The 15,314-nt window shown below is 73.8% G+C and carries 14 protein-coding genes; 7 read left to right on the forward strand and 7 right to left on the reverse strand.

The annotated features are described in order from the left end of the window. Positions 1 to 395: 395 nt before the first annotated feature. From Q5694_RS01850 to Q5694_RS01860, 3 genes are read right to left on the reverse strand one after another with little or no spacing between them, the layout of a single operon-like run. A complete protein-coding gene (locus tag Q5694_RS01850; RefSeq protein WP_333930165.1) occupies positions 396 to 785 on the reverse strand; it encodes an STAS domain-containing protein in 390 nt (129 codons plus the stop codon). After that, the gene (locus Q5694_RS01855) at positions 782 to 1,855 is read right to left on the reverse strand and encodes a cobalamin B12-binding domain-containing protein (RefSeq protein WP_333930166.1); all 1,074 of its coding nucleotides are present in this window, start codon (positions 1,853 to 1,855) and stop codon (positions 782 to 784) included. Before Q5694_RS01855 ends, Q5694_RS01850 begins: the two co-directional genes overlap by 4 nt. Before the next feature lie 11 nt (positions 1,856 to 1,866). Then, positions 1,867 to 3,528, reverse strand: coding sequence for a PP2C family protein-serine/threonine phosphatase (locus tag Q5694_RS01860; protein WP_443040792.1), 1,662 nt, complete (start codon positions 3,526 to 3,528; stop codon positions 1,867 to 1,869). A 439-nt stretch (positions 3,529 to 3,967) separates the two neighbouring features. Between Q5694_RS01860 and Q5694_RS01865 the strand changes: the two genes are divergently transcribed. Next, on the forward strand, positions 3,968 to 4,360 hold the full coding sequence (locus Q5694_RS01865; RefSeq protein ID WP_333930559.1) for a VOC family protein: 393 nt from the start codon (positions 3,968 to 3,970) through the stop codon (positions 4,358 to 4,360). Between the two features lie 55 nt (positions 4,361 to 4,415). Beyond that, on the forward strand, positions 4,416 to 5,495 hold the full coding sequence (locus tag Q5694_RS01870) for an adenosine deaminase (protein ID WP_333930167.1): 1,080 nt from the start codon (positions 4,416 to 4,418) through the stop codon (positions 5,493 to 5,495). On the opposite strand, the gene Q5694_RS01875 is transcribed toward Q5694_RS01870, so the two are convergent. Both Q5694_RS01875 and Q5694_RS01880 read right to left on the reverse strand, forming a co-directional pair. Further along, positions 5,477 to 5,992 (reverse strand): mycothiol transferase, encoded by a 516-nt coding sequence (locus Q5694_RS01875; RefSeq protein WP_333930168.1) that lies wholly within the window; start codon positions 5,990 to 5,992, stop codon positions 5,477 to 5,479. The two genes, Q5694_RS01870 and Q5694_RS01875, sit on opposite strands and share 19 nt — an antisense overlap. A gap of 248 nt (positions 5,993 to 6,240) precedes the next feature. Beyond that, complete coding sequence (locus tag Q5694_RS01880; protein ID WP_333930169.1) at positions 6,241 to 7,158, reverse strand: LysR substrate-binding domain-containing protein; 918 nt, start codon at positions 7,156 to 7,158, stop codon at positions 6,241 to 6,243. Positions 7,159 to 7,273: 115 nt separating this feature from the next. On the opposite strand from Q5694_RS01880, the gene mgrA reads away from it, so the two are divergent. Further along, positions 7,274 to 8,266: an L-glyceraldehyde 3-phosphate reductase gene (gene mgrA, locus Q5694_RS01885; protein WP_333930170.1), complete on the forward strand. Its 993-nt coding sequence runs from the start codon at positions 7,274 to 7,276 to the stop codon at positions 8,264 to 8,266. 194 nt (positions 8,267 to 8,460) lie between these two features. Here the strand turns inward: mgrA and Q5694_RS01890 are convergent, their stop codons facing one another. Next, positions 8,461 to 8,745 carry a DUF1905 domain-containing protein gene (locus Q5694_RS01890; RefSeq protein ID WP_333930171.1) on the reverse strand — a complete coding sequence of 95 codons (285 nt, stop codon included), beginning with the start codon at positions 8,743 to 8,745 and terminating at the stop codon, positions 8,461 to 8,463. Positions 8,746 to 9,194: 449 nt separating this feature from the next. Between Q5694_RS01890 and Q5694_RS01895 the strand changes: the two genes are divergently transcribed. From Q5694_RS01895 to Q5694_RS01910, 4 genes are read left to right on the forward strand one after another with little or no spacing between them, the layout of a single operon-like run. After that, a complete protein-coding gene (locus tag Q5694_RS01895; protein ID WP_333930172.1) occupies positions 9,195 to 9,605 on the forward strand; it encodes a hypothetical protein in 411 nt (136 codons plus the stop codon). A gap of 55 nt (positions 9,606 to 9,660) precedes the next feature. After that, positions 9,661 to 11,991 (forward strand): FHA domain-containing protein, encoded by a 2,331-nt coding sequence (locus Q5694_RS01900; protein ID WP_333930173.1) that lies wholly within the window; start codon positions 9,661 to 9,663, stop codon positions 11,989 to 11,991. A 9-nt stretch (positions 11,992 to 12,000) separates the two neighbouring features. Next, the gene (locus Q5694_RS01905) at positions 12,001 to 12,861 is read left to right on the forward strand and encodes a hypothetical protein (protein WP_333930174.1); all 861 of its coding nucleotides are present in this window, start codon (positions 12,001 to 12,003) and stop codon (positions 12,859 to 12,861) included. Further along, entirely contained in the window at positions 12,858 to 13,862 is a 1,005-nt protein-coding gene (locus Q5694_RS01910; RefSeq protein ID WP_333930175.1) for a serine/threonine-protein kinase, read from the forward strand. Before Q5694_RS01905 ends, Q5694_RS01910 begins: the two co-directional genes overlap by 4 nt. 135 nt (positions 13,863 to 13,997) lie before the next feature. Here Q5694_RS01910 and Q5694_RS01915 read toward each other — a convergent pair whose 3' ends face one another. Then, the gene (locus Q5694_RS01915; protein WP_333930176.1) at positions 13,998 to 15,296 is read right to left on the reverse strand and encodes a streptophobe family protein; all 1,299 of its coding nucleotides are present in this window, start codon (positions 15,294 to 15,296) and stop codon (positions 13,998 to 14,000) included. Positions 15,297 to 15,314: the final 18 nt, after the last annotated feature.

The raw sequence follows: 15,314 nt of genomic DNA on the forward strand, positions 1-15,314 counted from the left end.
GGACGGTGACGCCGTAGCGGCCCACACCGGCGATGCCGGTCACCGGCGCGAGGCCGAGGCCGGCCCGTTCCATACGGGGACCCTGCTCGACGTGCAGCTCGATGTACGCGAACAGGTCCTCGGCGTGCGGGTCCCGGGTGAGCGCGGTGCAGCCGGTGAGCCCTCCCTCGCTGCCCTCCCTCACCCCCTCCGCCGAGGTGTCCGGCGGCGGGGACGGTGTCGGAGTGGGGGCCGATCAGCAGCCACGGCCCGGAAGCCGCCGAACGGCGGGCGAACACGTGGCGCGGACCGGCGCCGTCGTCACGCGCTCGGTGGCGGGGCCGGCCCGCTGCGACGGCGCGGCCCGTCGCGGCCGGACGAACCCGCAAGGGGCCCGACCACGCCCGCCGGCGCGGTCAGGTGGCCTCCGCCTCCGTGACCTCGTCGGTCCGGCCGTCCGCCCGCGCCCCCGCCGCGGGCTCCGTCAGGAACTCCAGGACGTTGGTGAGGTGGAGCATGCGCTCCAGGAACTCCGGCCGGTGGTCGAGGTGGAGGACCGCCCGGGCCGCGCTGGTGTGACGGTGCACCATCAGCAGGGCCGACAGGCCGGAGGAGTCGATCCACGTCAGGCCGCCGAAGTCCAGGCGTACCTCGCGCAGCCCCGCCTCCTCGGACAGGAGGGGGACGACGGCGTCCAGGAGGTCGCCGCAGGTGTCGTAGTCGAGTTCGCCCACCACGCGCACGGTGAGCGTGCTCGCGGCGCGGTGGGTGAGGACGGTGAACGGAACGGGAGGCAGGTTCGTCATGCGGGAGTCTCGGAGCCGGGGACGGGACGGGCGGGGCGGTCGGCGAGCACGGCGGTGCCGTCGCGGATCAGGGCGAGGGCCCGGGGGAAGTCGTGCAGTCGCCCGGCGAGGACGTCCAGACCGGCGATCAGCGACCGGGCGGGCACGTTCCGGGCCTCGAGGATGCCGGCGGTCCAGCTCAGGAACGACGTGAACAGCTCGGCGTCGTCCACGTACAGCGCGGTCGCGAGGAACTGCACGATGTGGGCGACGTCCTCGGCCGTGCGCTCGCGCTGCTCGTCCGTGTAGGACCGCATCGCCGGAAAACGGTCCTCCAGCCCGGCCAGGGTGCCCCGGACCAGCCGGGTCCGGGTCTGCGCGACCATCGTGTACTCCTGGTCGGCCAGGTGCGGGAGGTCGTCGACCGCCTGGCGCAGCGCCGCGGGCCGGGGCCGGGCGAGTCCGGCGGCCAGGGCGTCGGCGGCACCGCGCGCGTCGGCCGCCCACTCGTCCGCGCCCAGCGCCCGCGCGTAGCGCCCCTTCGGGCCGAAGGCGAGGCCGCCCGCCATGACGGGGACGCCGACGGCCTGGCAGGCGGTGATCGCGCCGTGCGCGGCCGGCAGGTGCGTGGGGATCGAACTGGACAGCAGCACCGCATCGGGGTTGGTCCGGTGCAGATGCGCGATGAGATGCGGGGTCGGCGTCTGGGCTCCGAGGTAGTCGACCTGCCAGCCGCGCAGGCGCAGTGTCTCGGCGACGAGGCGGGCCGGGAAGGCGTGCCACTCCCCGTCGATGCAGGCGACCGTCACGCGGCCCCGGTGCGCCGGGCGTCTCACCGCGTCCCGGCCGCGGTGGGCCAAGGCGGCCACCGCACGTTCGTTGATGGCGGTGGCGGCGTGCTCCTGGGCGACGGTGATGCGGTCGGCGGCCCACTCGGCGCCGACCTTCTCCTGCACCGGTGCGATCACGTCCAGCAGCAGGGTCTCCTCGTCCAGCCCGTCGGCCAGGGCACCGGACAGCACGTCGACGGCGCCGTACTCGTCACCTTCGGCCACGGCCCGCCACAACCGTTTCTGCAGTGTCACGGACATCGCGGGAGCGTTCACCCGTCCTTCCCGTCACCTCGGCGGCCGTTGACGATCGACAGACCACCGGTCCTGGGGACACCGACCGCGACGACGGCCATGTCGTCGTGCCGTCCGCGCCCGACCCACTCGGCGGCCAGCATCTGCACACGCTCCACGACGGCCTCAGCCGGGAGCCCGGCGCACTCGCCCAGGGCCCGCTTCAGCCGGGCCTCGCCGAACAGTTCGTCGCCCAGCGGCCCGCCGCGCGCCTCGGTGATGCCGTCGGTGTACAGCAGACAGGTGTCCCCCTGCTCCAGCACCGTCTCGACCGTGTGCGCGGCCACCGTCGGCAAGGCGCCGATCAGCGTGCCCCGCGAGGTCACCTCCTCCACACGGCCGCCGGCGCGCACGATGAGCGGGGGGAGATGGCCGGCGCTGGTCAGCCGGAGCTGCGCCCGGCCCGCACGGCGGCGCACCGAGGCGAGGACCATCGTGGCGAAGCGGGTGTGCCGGGAGCTGAGCAGCGCCCCGTTGAGCAGGTCCAGTACCCGCTGGTGATCACCGGCCAGGGGGAGCAGGGCGTGCAGGGTGTTGCGGATCTTGCCGGTCAGGACGGCGGCGTCCAGTCCCTTGCCCGCCACGTCGCCCAGCACGACCAGGGTCTCCTGCGAGGGATCGGCGCCCGGGTGGACGTCGTAGAAGTCCCCGCCGACCCGCTCGTGGTCCTTGGCGGCCCGGTAGCTGCCCGCGTACTGCACGCCGTGCACCCGCTGCAGTGTGGGCGGCAGCAGTTCGTGCATCAGCGTCGCGGTGATGGTGGCCTGCTCGGTGTACAGACGCGCCGCCGACAGCGCGGCACCGGCCCGGGCGGCGAACAGCCGGGCGAAGACCTCCTCGCCCTCCGTGAACGCCTGCTCGGTGCTGGAACGCAGCAGGATCAGGGCACCGGCGGGCACGCCGTGTCCGGGCAGGGGAGTGACTATCACCGAGCCGACCGGGCCGGTGAAGGCGTCGGGGATCACCCAGTCGGGAAGGACCGACGGGTCGATCCACCGGGCGGGCACGGGCGGGAAGCCCTGCAGAGCCTCGGGAAGACCGGGCACGCTGTGCGTGTCGATCTGCCGCGTCACCTGCACGACGGGCCCGCCCTGCGGCGCGTACGTCAGCGGGTGCCGGCGGCCCTGTGCGGGGGCGACGAGCACGGCGGCCTCCGCGAGATGTTCCGCGGCCATCGACGCGGCCACCTCCATGCAGCGGGGCACGTTCAGGGTCGACAGCAGCGTCGAGGAGACCTCGGAGAGGATCTCCGAGCGGGCCTGCGCGTTGCGCGCGGCCTGTTCCGCCAGATGGCGGTCGGTGTCGTCGACCAGCCACCACACCACGTCCCCGTCGACGGCGGCGGTCGGGTGGGCCTGGACGATGCGGTCCTTGACCGGGCCGCTCGTCGGGGCGGCGCCGGGGGCGAGGGGTCCGCCGGTAAGGCGCCGGTGGGCGTCGGAAAGCCAGGAGGGCGCCGCCTCGTGCAGCCCGTCACCGCTCGCCGCGTCGGGCAGGAGGAGCCGCGCGGCATCGTTCAACTGCACGACGGTGCCGTGCCGGTCGACGACCAGCACGGGGTAGGGGGCGTCACCCCACGCGCTGCCGACCCTGGTGTCGGCGCTGCGTGAGCGGGCGGAGGAACTGGGGGAAGCGGTCACAAGCGGAGGCACGCATCCTGCGCACCCCACCACCTTCCTGTACTGGAAAACATGCAGACCGCAACCGTCCCGCATCCACGTCGGCAGTGCAACCCACCCAGAAGAGCGCCATATATGCGCCGGATCTCCCTCACATTGCGACGGGGGCGTGATCGTGGAGGTGACCCGGTGGATCACGGGCCGTCACGCCCGCTCGGGAGGCGCCGGGCGTCCCGGTGGCCGGAGCGTGCGCGAGGTGGCCGGCACGGGGTGCGTCCGGCGGTCGGCGCGGCGCGCGTCCGGCGGTGGGCACGGCGTGCGTCCGGCGGTCGGCGCGGCGTGCGTCCGGCGGTGGGCACGGCGTGCGTCCGGCGGTCGGCACGGCGCGCGTCCGGCAGTTGGCACGGCGCGCGTTTTACGTATAACCTCTCCGGTCAACCCCGTGCTCCGAGAGGTCCCGATGCGCCGTATCGCCCTGGTCACCCTCGTCGTCGACGACTACGACGAGGCGATCCGCTTCTACACGGACGCCCTCGGCTTCCGGCTCGCCGAGGACGAGGCCCGGCCGGACGGATCCCGGTGGGTCGTCGTCGAACCCGGTGACCCGGGAGCGGGAACCGGGCTGCTGCTGGCCCGGCCCAAGGGGGAGGCCCAGGCCGCCCGGGTCGGGGACCAGACCGGAGGGCGGGTCGGCTTCTTCCTGCACACCGACGACTTCGCCCGCGACCACGCCCGGATGTCCGCCGCCGGCGTGGTCTTCCTGGAGGAGCCCCGGCGCGAGCCGTACGGGACGGTCGCCGTCTTCCAGGACCTGTACGGCAACCGCTGGGACCTGCTCCAGCCCGCCGCCTGAACGCCCCCTCTTCACTTGAATTCACTCGAACCGCCCGAACAAGGAAAGTCCCGCCATGACTGCTACGCGCGTAGACGCCGATGTGATCCGCCGTCTCCCCAAGGCCGTGCTGCACGACCACCTCGACGGCGGCCTGCGCCCGGCCACCGTCGTGGAACTCGCGGACGCCGTCGGCCACACGCTGCCCACCACGGACCCCGACGAGCTCGCCGCCTGGTACTACGAGGCGGCCAACTCCGGCGACCTGGTGCGCTACATAGCCACGTTCGAGCACACGCTCGCCGTGATGCAGACCCGTGAGGGCCTGCTGCGCACCGCCGAGGAGTACGTCCTCGACCTCGCCGCCGACGGCGTCGTCTACGGCGAGGTGCGCTACGCGCCGGAGCTGAACACCCGGGGCGGGCTGACCATGGCCGAGGTGGTGGAGACCGTCCAGGAGGGCCTGGCCGCCGGTATGGCCAAGGCCGCCGCCGCGGGCACGCCCGTGCGGGTGGGCACCCTGCTGTGCGGGATGCGCATGTTCGACCGGGTGCGCGAGGCCGCCGATCTGGCGGTGGCGTTCCGTGACGCGGGTGTCGTCGGCTTCGACATCGCCGGCGCCGAGGACGGCTTCCCGCCCGCCGACCACCTCGCGGCCTTCGAGCACCTGCGCCGCGAGAGCGTGCCCTTCACCATCCACGCCGGCGAGGCGCACGGCCTGCCCAGCATCCACCAGGCCCTGCAGGTGTGCGGCGCCCAGCGCATCGGGCACGGCGTGCGGATCACCGACGACATCCCCGACCTCGCGTCCGGCAAGCTCGGCCGCCTCGCGAGCTGGGTGCGCGACCGGCGCATCGCCCTGGAGATGTGCCCCACCTCCAACCTGCAGACCGGTGCCGCCACGTCGATCGCCGAGCACCCGATCACCGCCCTGAAGGACCTCGGCTTCCGCGTCACCCTGAACACCGACAACCGGCTGGTGTCGGGCACGACGATGACCCGCGAGATGTCCCTGCTGGTCGAGGAGGCGGGCTGGACGGTCGAGGACCTGCGCACGGTCACCGTCAACGCCGTCAAGAGCGCCTTCCTGCCGTTCGACGAGCGCACCGCCCTGATCCGCGACGTCGTGCTCCCCGGCTACGACGCCGCGCTCTGAAGCAGTCCCCGCACGTACGCCGCCTGCCCGACGTGCTGGAGGTCGTCGGACAGGACGCTGACCAGCCGGACGCCCAGGGTGACCGGCGGGTCCCACCGCTCGTCGACGACGCGCTCCAGGTCCTTGGCGGTCAGGCCGCGCAGGGCCTGCACGCTCTGCTCGTGGACGGCGTCGTAGTACCCGGTCAGCAGCTCGCCCGAGTCGACCTTCACCTCGGCGACCTGGGCGGCGCTGTGGCCGTAACCGGTGTCGTGACGGGGCAGGCGCAGCCCGAAGCGCTCGTCCCACCCCTGGGACAGCCACACCTGCTCCAGACCGAAGGCGTCGGCGACGTGGTCGTCCTGGACGCGGGTGAGGTGCCAGACGAGCCAGGCGACGGAGTTGGCGCCCGGGGCGGGCCGGGCGGCCAGCTCCTCGGGCCCGAGTCCGTCGAGCGCGGCGTGGACCTCTTCCCGGATGCGGCTGTAGCCCTCGACGAGGATGTCCTTGGCATGCATACGTCCACCTTCGCGCATCGCCGGGGATCACGCGCCGGGAATCCGGCTCCCGTGGAGCCCCGGCGGCGCCCGCCCGGGCAGGTGGATCCGCGCCACCGCCTCCCCGGTGCGGCCCTGCGCCGCGAGGGTGAGGGGTCCGACACGCCACGGTCGGACCGTGCCCGCACGCGAGCGTGAAACCGTTGCCCTCGTGCCGCCGATCCGGACGGCACGTGACGTCAGGAGGCCGCGGCGCGGGACGGCTCGGGTCAGGAGGGGCGGACGCCCTCCTGGGGTGGTGTCGGACGACCTGTCTCGAGCAGGGCCATCAGGGCCCGGGCCGCCGGGCTGGTCGCCTGGGCCGGCGGCAGGAGGGCGACCGTCTCGTAGCCGGCGTCCCCGAAGCCCGTCACCGGCAGCGCGGTCAGCGAGGCGCGCTTGTGCCGGAAGTGACGCGGCACGACGGCGATGCCCAGGTCCTCGTCCACGAGGTCCAGCAGGCTGTGCACGTCGTTGACCTCCAGGGCGACGCTGCGCCGGACGCCCGCGGCGGCGAACGCCGCGTCCGTGGTGCGCCGGGGCCCCCAGTCCGGGTGGAAGTCGACGAACACCTCGCCGCCCAGGTCCTCCGGCGACACGACGGCCCCCGCCGTCGCGAGCCGGTGGCTCGGATGGCACAGCACGGTCATCGGCTCGCTCGACAGCGGCACGGCCCGAAGCTGGTCGGTCTCCTCCCGGGCGGTGCGCACGGCGAACGCCAGATCCAGCCGCCCGGCCGCGACCTCCTCCGCGAGCGCGCCCGACCCGGCCTGCCGCAGGCAGATCTCCACGTCCGGGTGTCGCCGCCGGAAGCCCGCCAGGAGCCCCGCCACGTTCACTCCGGCGACGCACTGCTCCGTGCCCAGGGCGAGCATCCCGCGCAGCACGCCCTGCACCGCCGCGACCGCCTCGTGCGCCGAGCGCACCTGAGCCAGGATCCGCTCCGCCTCGCCGAGCAGCGCCCGCCCGGCCGGGGTCAGGGTCACCCTGCGGGTCGTCCGCACGAACAGCGGCGTCTGCAGCTCCCGCTCCAGGGCCCGGATGGACGCCGACAGGCCCGACTGGGACACCAGGAGGCGTTCCGCCGCCCGGGTGAAGTGCTGGTCCTCGGCGACCGCGACGAAGTGCTGCAGGTGGCGCAGTTCCATGACTGAGAAGCGTAACCGCTGAATTCCATCGGATTCTTCTGTTGGACGCATGGGCGCAGGTCACGCCAGAGTGGACCCCGGTTCCCCCCGACCGAGCCAACCCCCTGGAGTCGCGTTGTACACCGCACATCCCGACCGCTACGCGGACATGCCCTACCGGCGCACCGGACGCAGCGGCCTGAAGCTCCCCGCGCTCTCGCTCGGCCTGTGGCACAACTTCGGCCCGGACCGCCCCGCCGAGACCCAGCGCGCCATCCTGCGCCGCGCCTTCGACCTCGGCATCACCCACTTCGACCTCGCCAACAACTACGGCCCGCCGCCCGGTGCCGCCGAGTCCGCGCTGGGCGGGTTCCTCAGGTCGGACTTCGGGCGCTACCGCGACGAGCTGGTGATCTCGACGAAGGCCGGCTACCTGATGTGGCCCGGCCCGTACGGCGAGTGGGGTTCGCGCAAGTACGTGCTGTCCTCGCTGGACCAGAGCCTGCAGCGGATGGGCCTGGACTACGTCGACATCTTCTACTCGCACCGCCCGGACCCCGACACCCCGCTCGAGGAGACGATGGGTGCGCTGCACTCGGCCGTGCAGCAGGGCAAGGCGCTGTACGTCGGAGTCTCCAACTACTCGGCGGAGCAGACCCGCGAGGCCGCCCGCATCCTGGGTGAGCTGGGCACGCCGCTGCTGATCCACCAGCCGCGCTACTCCATGCTCGACCGCCGCCCCGAGGACGAAGGGCTGCTGGACGCCCTCGACGAGCTGCAGACCGGGTCGATCGTCTACTCCCCGCTGGAGCAGGGTCTGCTCACCGGCCGCTACCTCGAGGGCATCCCGGAGGGCTCGCGGGCGGCGAGCGACAGCCCGTTCCTGAACTCCGACGCGGTCACGGAGGAGCTGGTCGCACGCCTGCGGGAGCTGAACGGCATCGCCGAGTCCCGTGGCCAGACCCTGGCCCAGATGGCGCTGGCCTGGGTGCTGCGCGGCGGCCGGGTGACCTCGGCGCTGGTCGGGGCGAGCAGCCCACAGCAGCTCCAGGACAGCGTCGGCGCCATCGCCAACCTGGACTTCGACGCGGACGAGCTGGCCCGCATCGACGCGATCGTCAAGCAGTAGGGGTCACGGTGTGCCCGGGGGCGGCCTCCCGCCTCCGGGCACACGCGCGTCCGCCGCGCCGCGCCGCGCCACGCCACGCCGCGCCGCGCGGGCACCCGCCGGGCGCCGGCCGGGACGTACCGCGCCGGCCGAGGCAGGCCGCACCCGCCGAGGCGTACCGCGCCGGCCGAGATACCCGCCGACGTGCGCCGGCGTCAGCCGAGGCGCTCCTCCAGGCGTACGGTCACCGTGTCGCCCTCCTGTTTGCCGACGGCCCTGCGGACGTCCGCCTTGACGGGGAGTTCGTGGGTGCCGTCGCCCAGGGCCATGAAGGAGCTGCGGAACGGGTGTCCGTCGATCGTGCCGCGGACCTTGACCAGGCCCCTGGTGCCGAAGAACGCGACGGACCGGGGCCGGACCAGGTACGTCCAGCCGCCTTCGGCGGGGCTCTTTCGCAGGACGGCGGTGAACTCGGCGTCCAGGGCTGTGGTGGCGGCCATCGGATCCTCCGGTGTGCGGCGGCCTTCTTCCCTCGTGCACACCGCGGTACGCGCGGGAACTCATCGCCCGGCAGCCCTCGATCCGGTCCAGGAAGCCGAGTACGGGCCGGGGAACTGCCGGCGGACCGCGGCGATCAGTCCGGCGATCGCTCGTGATCGGCAGCCGGAATCTCCCGGCGGTAACCGGCACGCACCACCCCGCCCGCCGCCCTCGCAGGGTCGATCACCGCCCGGGTCATGCCTTCCGGAACCGTCTCGCCGGATTTCGGCCAACTCGGGCGGTGAATATGCCAGGGAAGTGGCCAAAAAGTCATGGTGACAGTGTTTCAGCAGTGAACATACTGACACGCGAGAGCGCTTTCACGTCGAGCGACCGCGCCCTCACGCACAGCACGCGAGCCGCACGACACGAGGCCCGGCCGACGGGCGGGGCGACGGGGGAGGGTCACGTGCACGACGAGTTCCTGTGCCACGTCACCGCGTACGGGGTGTGCGACGGACGCCGCATCGGGGTGCCCCTGGGCACCTACCGGGCGCCCACCCTCGCCCTCGCCCTGTGGTGGCTGCGCGACCGGGCCTCCTGGATCGCGCAGCGCCTGGACCCCCGGCCCGAGGCCGAGCACTTACCCCCGGGTGCGCTCGTGCCGGTCGCCGACTCCGTGCCCGACGTGCCCATGCTGCTGCGCGCGTGGTGCGCCGATCCCGCCCAGCAGGAGCGGGTCGCCGAGGAGCTGGCGGCCGGACGGCTGGTGCGCATCGCCACCAGCGACGACACCACCGAGTACGAACTGCTCGCCGAGTCCGTGGACGCCTTGCGGATGCAGCGTGCCGCACCCCTGCTGGGCGTGCCCGTGGCCTGACCCTCCACCCCCGCCCGCCCAGGCGCATACCAGGCCGGATCGGTAGAATCTGACCATGGCGCAGCCATCGGTGGCACCGGAACTCGTCCTGAAGACGGAGACGGGCTCCACCGTGCTGATCCCGGGCCGCGACTACCACCTGGGGCGCGACCCACTGAGCGACATCGTCCTCGCCGACGACCGGGTCTCCTGGCACCACGCGGTGCTCCGGCCCGAGGACGGTCACTGGACCATCGAGGACGAGAACAGCACCAACGGCACCTGGGCCGACGGCGGCCGCGTCCACGCCCGGGACGTCGGACCCGGCAGCGTCATCCGCTTCGGCGACCCGGCCGACGGACCGCGCGTCGTGCTGACCGGCCGTCCCGCACCGGCATCCGAACGCCCCTCGGCGGTCTCCATGCCGGCCATGACCGGCACCTACCGGGCGCCCACCACCGTGCGGCCCCTGCCCTCCCGCACCGTCCGCATCGGCCGCGCCGGGGACAACGACCTCGTCATCGACGACCTCGTGGTCTCCCGCCGCCACGCCGAACTGCGCGCCCTGCCCGACGGCACCTACGAGATCACCGACCTCGGCAGCCACAACGGCACCTACCTCAACGGCAGCCCCGTCACGACGGCACCGGTCGGCCAGGGCGACATCGTCGGCATCGGCCACTCGGCCTTCTGCCTCGTCGGCGACGAACTGCAGGAGTACGTCGACACCGGCGAGGTCTCCCTCGACGTGCAGGACCTCGCCGTCACCGTCGACCGCGGCCGCAAGACGCTGCTGGACCACGTGTCGTTCCCGGTCGGCGAGAAGTGCCTGCTCGCCGTCGTCGGGCCGAGCGGCGCGGGCAAGTCCACCCTGCTGAACGCCCTCACCGGCCAGCGGCCCGCCGGCCACGGCACCGTGCTCTACGACGGCCGCGACCTCTACCGCGACTACGCCGAACTGCGCCAGCGCATCGGCCTCGTCCCGCAGGACGACATCCTGCACGCGCAGCTGACGGTCCGTAAGGCCCTGTCCTACGCGGCGGAGCTGCGCTTCCCGCAGGACACCGCCAAGGCCGAGCGGCGCGCCCGGGTCGACGAGGTGATCCGCGAACTGGGCCTGCAGGAACGCGCCGACCAGCCCGTGCACAGCCTCTCCGGCGGCCAGCGCAAGCGCGTCAGCGTGGCCCTGGAGCTGCTGACGAAGCCGTCGCTGCTCTTCCTCGACGAGCCGACCTCCGGCCTCGATCCCGGCATGGACCGCTCGGTGATGCACATGCTGCGCGGCCTCGCCGACGACGGCCGCACCGTCATCGTCGTCACCCACAGCGTGCTCAGCCTCGACGTGTGCGACCGGCTCCTGGTGCTCGCGCCCGGCGGGAAGATCGCCTACTACGGGCCGCCCGAGGACGCCCTGGCGTTCTTCGGCTTCGAGCACTGGCCGGAGGCCTTCGAGCACTTCGAGCGGGACAGGGAACGGGACTGGGCGGGGGAGTACCTGGCGTCCCCGTGGCACCGCCGGTACGTCGCGGACGCCTCCGCGCAGCCACGGCAGGACCGGTCCGGGCCGGTGGTCATCGCCCCGCCGCCCCGGCCGCGCAGCCGCGGCGCCCAACTCGGCACCCTCGTACGCCGGTACGCGTCGGCGCTCGCGGCCGACCGCACCTTCCTCATCATCATGATCGCCCTGCCGTTCGTGATGGGCGCCATGGCACGGGCCCTGGCCGGCGGCAGACTGACCCTCGACACGGCGATGAACGCCCTGCTCATCCTCTGCGTCGGCGCGGTCCTCACCGGGGCCGCCAACGCCGTGCGCGAACTGGTCAAGGAACGGGTGATCTACCAGCGGGAACGGGCGGTCGGCCTGTCCAGATCGGCGTACCTGATGTCCAAGGTCGTCGTCCTGGGCGTCATCACCGTGCTGCAGGCGGTGGTGCTGACCCTGGTCGCCCTGCTCGGTGTGGACGTCAACGCGCCCGGCGGCGAGGGGGTGCTCATGCCGCCCCTGGTGGAGATCACCGTCGCCGTCGCCCTGCTGGCCTTCACGGCGATGATGCTCGGCCTGCTCGTGTCCGCGCTGGTGCGCAAGGAAGAGGTGACGATGCCGCTGCTCGTGCTCATCGCCATCGTCCAGGTCGTCTTCTGCGGAGCCCTGCTGAAGCTGGCCGGCACCCCGGGCCTGGAGCAGCTGGGCTGGCTCGTGCCGGCGCGCTGGGCCCTGGCGGCGATGGCCGGGACGGTGGGACTGGCCCGCATCGTGCCCGGCGACCTGACCGAGGACCCGCTGTTCGAGCACGCGGCCGGCACCTGGCTGCTGGACGTCGCCATGCTCGTCGTGCTGTCGGTGTTCTTCGGGTTCCTGGTGTCCCGGCTGCTGCGCCGCCACGAACCCGCCGTGATGCGGAAGTAGGCACCGCCCGTGACCACCCCCGGATTCCGGCCCACGCACGTCGTCCCGCAGCACGGGATGCCGGCCTGGGAGGCCCCCGATCCGTCCCGGCCCACCGTGGACCTCGACCCCCTGCTGCCGGTGCAGCTGCTGGAGCGGCAGGGCGACTGGGGGCACGTGCTGTGCTTCAACGGCTGGTCGGCCTGGGTCGACGGGCGCCGCCTGGTGGCCGTGCCGCAGGACCCGCCCACCACCGATGGGCCGCTGACCCGCACCGCCGACCCGCGCCCGCTGCTGGGCCGGGCGCAGCAGGCCCTGGCCCGCTACCGCTCGGCGGTCGAGGACCTCGCGAACGGGCTCGACCTGGAGTCCTTCCGCACGCGCACCCGCGGCACCCGCATCGGCGTGGTCGTGGACGGCGAATCCGTCTGGTTGTACGACTCCGCGCACGGACGCTGGGTGTACGCCGACGGCACCCGCCTGACCACCTACGCCACGGACGACACACCCCGGGCCGACCGCCCGGCGCCCGTGGACGGCCCCGAGCCGTCCCGGCCGCACGCGGCCTCCGCCCACCCGCCGACCAGAGTCGTCGCCGAGACGCCCGCGGCGGCGCAGGACCCCCCTCGGGCCGCCACGGCACCGCCGCCGGCCGGCGCACCGCCGCCGCAGGAACCGACCCGGGTCGTCTCGCCGGGGGCGACGGCGGCGAGCCCCCCCGAACCCACACGCGTCGCCGGCCCCGAGGAGTTCCGGAAGTCCGAACAGCCCGGGCAGCCCGGGGAGGCCGACCAGGCGAAGCAGGCGCCGCCGCCGGCCGCGGCGCCGCCCACCCGGGCGGTCCGGCACCCGCCCACCCGCGTCGTCCCGCCCGAGGGTGACGGGCGGTGAACCGCGAGACCGGCCTCTTCTCGGGACGGCCCTCCGAACTGCTCGGACAGCAGATCGCCGGGTACCGGATCGAGCAGGAGATCGGCCGCGGCGGCATGGCCGTCGTCTACCGGGCCCGCGACCTGCGCCTGGAACGCACCGTCGCCCTGAAGCTGCTGGCACCGGAACTGGCCCGCAACGACACCTTCCGCCGCCGGTTCACGCACGAGTCCCGGGCCGCCGCAGCGATCGACCACCCGCACATCGTCCCGGTCTTCGAGGCCGGCGAGACCGACGGAGTGCTCTACATCGCCATGCGGTACGTCGCCGGCAGCGATCTGCGTCACCTCCTCGACCGTGAGGGCCCGCTGCCGCCGGCCACCGCCGTCCGCGTCGCCGCCCAGGTCGCCTCCGCGCTGGACGCCGCGCACGAGCACGGCCTGGTGCACCGGGACGTCAAACCGGGCAACATCCTGGTCTCCCCGGGCACCGACAGCGATCACCCCGAGCACGTCTACCTCACCGACTTCGGCCTGACGAAGAAGTCGCTGTCCCTGACCGGGTTCACCACGGTCGGCCAGTTCGTCGGCACCCTCGACTACGTCGCCCCCGAGCAGATCTCCGGCAAGCCGGTGGACGCCCGCTGCGACGTGTACGGCTTCGCCTGCGTGGTCTACGAGATCCTGACCGGCCACCCGCCCTTCCAGCGCGACGACGACATGGCCTTGCTCTGGGCCCACCAGTACGACGAGCCGCCGCCGCTCACCGCGGCCCGGCCGGACATCGCAGCAGAGGCCGACCCCGTACTGGCCAAGGCCCTCGCCAAGAGCCCGGACGACCGCTACCCGTCCTGCCTGGCCTTCGTGACCGCGCTGCGCGCCGCCACGACCGGCGCGGCCGCGGGGGCCGTCCGGACGTCGACGCGAGCGGAGCGGCAGGTGCCGGGAGCGGGGCAGGAGCTGCCCGAACCGCCGCCGCGCTGGGCCGAGCCGGTGTTCGTGGAGCGCACGCGCGGGCCGTGACGCGGAAGGGCCGGGCCTCGGCGCGGTCCGGCCCCGACCCGCCCGGGCGGATCGGCCCGGGGGTGCCGCCCGGCCGTCGATGCGGCTCACCCGCCCATCCGGCCCGGCCCTCCCTCCCGCCCGGCTCCGTCCCGGTCAGCTCTCGTTCTCGGGACGTACCTCGCCCCGCCGCCGCACGCGCCGCGCCAGCAGCGCCCCGGCGAACCCGGTCACCAGTCCCCACGGCACGGCCAGACCGATCGCCCCCCACAGCTTCGGCCTCAGGAACAACCGGCCCGACAGGCCGCCGCCGAGGTCGCCGATGCCGAGGACCGACAGGCCGAAGTGCGCGGAGATCCGCCCGACGAGGCAGATCATGAACACGGTCAGCACGAGTGCGACGGCCATGTGCACGGCGTGCTGCCAGGCCCGGATCCGGGCCGGTGACCGCGCCGCCATCACGAACGCGGCCGCCAGCAGCAGCACGACGTCGGCGACGAGCAGCCACCACACCCGCCCGTCGTGCTCGGAGAGCGTGCGCAAGTTCAGCTCGGCGACGTCCGGGGTGCGCAGCACCTCGTCCAGCACGTGCGGCATGGGCAGCCCGAACGGTCCCTCCACGCGCCCGTTCCAGGTGGCGCCGAGGCCGATCGTCAGCGCCAGCCACATCAGGTTCGGCATGCCGAGCAGGATCACGGCGAAGGTCTCGGCCGTGTGGCCCCGCGTCGCCGCGACGACCAGCGCGATCACCACACCGGCGAGGACCCAGGCCAGCAGCACCGCCACCGTCGCGTACGCGGCCGGGCGCACCGACGCCTGGAACCGCAGCAGCCCGCCGGGCAGCGGGGCCCCGCGCGCGACCAGCAGGGCCAGAACGAGCACACCGGCCAGCCACACCACGCCGACGAGCACCGACAGCGGGACGTCGGTGGTGAAGCCGACCCTCGGTGAGGTGCCGAACAGGTCCCCCAGATCCCCGAGCACGTCGTCGCCCAGGGAGATGTCGAAGGTGTGGCGGGCGGCGAGCGTCAGGCCGATCAGCGCGAGCAGCCACAGGACGGCCACCCGCCCGGCCCAGCCGGCCAGTTCCGCGGCACCGGCGACGGCGCGGTGCCGCAAGGGCCGCAGGAAACCCCACGCGATGACCAGGGCCCCGGTCAGCGTGACCGACAGGGGGATCACGGTCAGGCCCGCCTGTGTGTCGGCGAGGTCACCGGCGCTGCCGGAAAGCTCCACCGCGCCGCCCACGGCGGTGACCATCGTCGCCGCGACGACCGGCCCGAACGCACCGTCCGGGAGGTCCGCGGCCCCGGCGGCCCACAGACCGAGCGCGGCCACCACCGCCATCGCCAGCAGCCCGGCGAGGACCGTGAGGAGGGCGTGCACCCAGCCATGGCGGGCGGACGCCCGGCCGGCGAAGGGGCCGGCCCGGCCGGAGGGGGAGCGCGAAGTCACGCAGTCACGCTAAGCAGC

The sequence above is a fragment of the Streptomyces sp. AHA2 genome (assembly GCF_036857595.1).
Lineage (GTDB): Bacteria > Actinomycetota > Actinomycetes > Streptomycetales > Streptomycetaceae > Streptomyces.

Excerpts from the sequence above, each read along its gene's own strand:
- Q5694_RS01850 (WP_333930165.1), bottom strand. The coding sequence starts at position 785 with ATGACGAACCTGCCTCCCGTTCCGTTCACCGTCCTCACCCACCGCGCC.
- Q5694_RS01855 (WP_333930166.1), bottom strand. The coding sequence starts at position 1,855 with ATGTCCGTGACACTGCAGAAACGGTTGTGGCGGGCCGTGGCCGAAGGT.
- Q5694_RS01865 (WP_333930559.1), top strand. The coding sequence starts at position 3,968 with ATGCGCCGTATCGCCCTGGTCACCCTCGTCGTCGACGACTACGACGAG.
- Q5694_RS01870 (WP_333930167.1), top strand. The coding sequence starts at position 4,416 with ATGACTGCTACGCGCGTAGACGCCGATGTGATCCGCCGTCTCCCCAAG.
- Q5694_RS01875 (WP_333930168.1), bottom strand. The coding sequence starts at position 5,992 with ATGCATGCCAAGGACATCCTCGTCGAGGGCTACAGCCGCATCCGGGAA.
- Q5694_RS01880 (WP_333930169.1), bottom strand. The coding sequence starts at position 7,158 with ATGGAACTGCGCCACCTGCAGCACTTCGTCGCGGTCGCCGAGGACCAG.
- Q5694_RS01890 (WP_333930171.1), bottom strand. The coding sequence starts at position 8,745 with ATGGCCGCCACCACAGCCCTGGACGCCGAGTTCACCGCCGTCCTGCGA.
- Q5694_RS01900 (WP_333930173.1), top strand. The coding sequence starts at position 9,661 with ATGGCGCAGCCATCGGTGGCACCGGAACTCGTCCTGAAGACGGAGACG.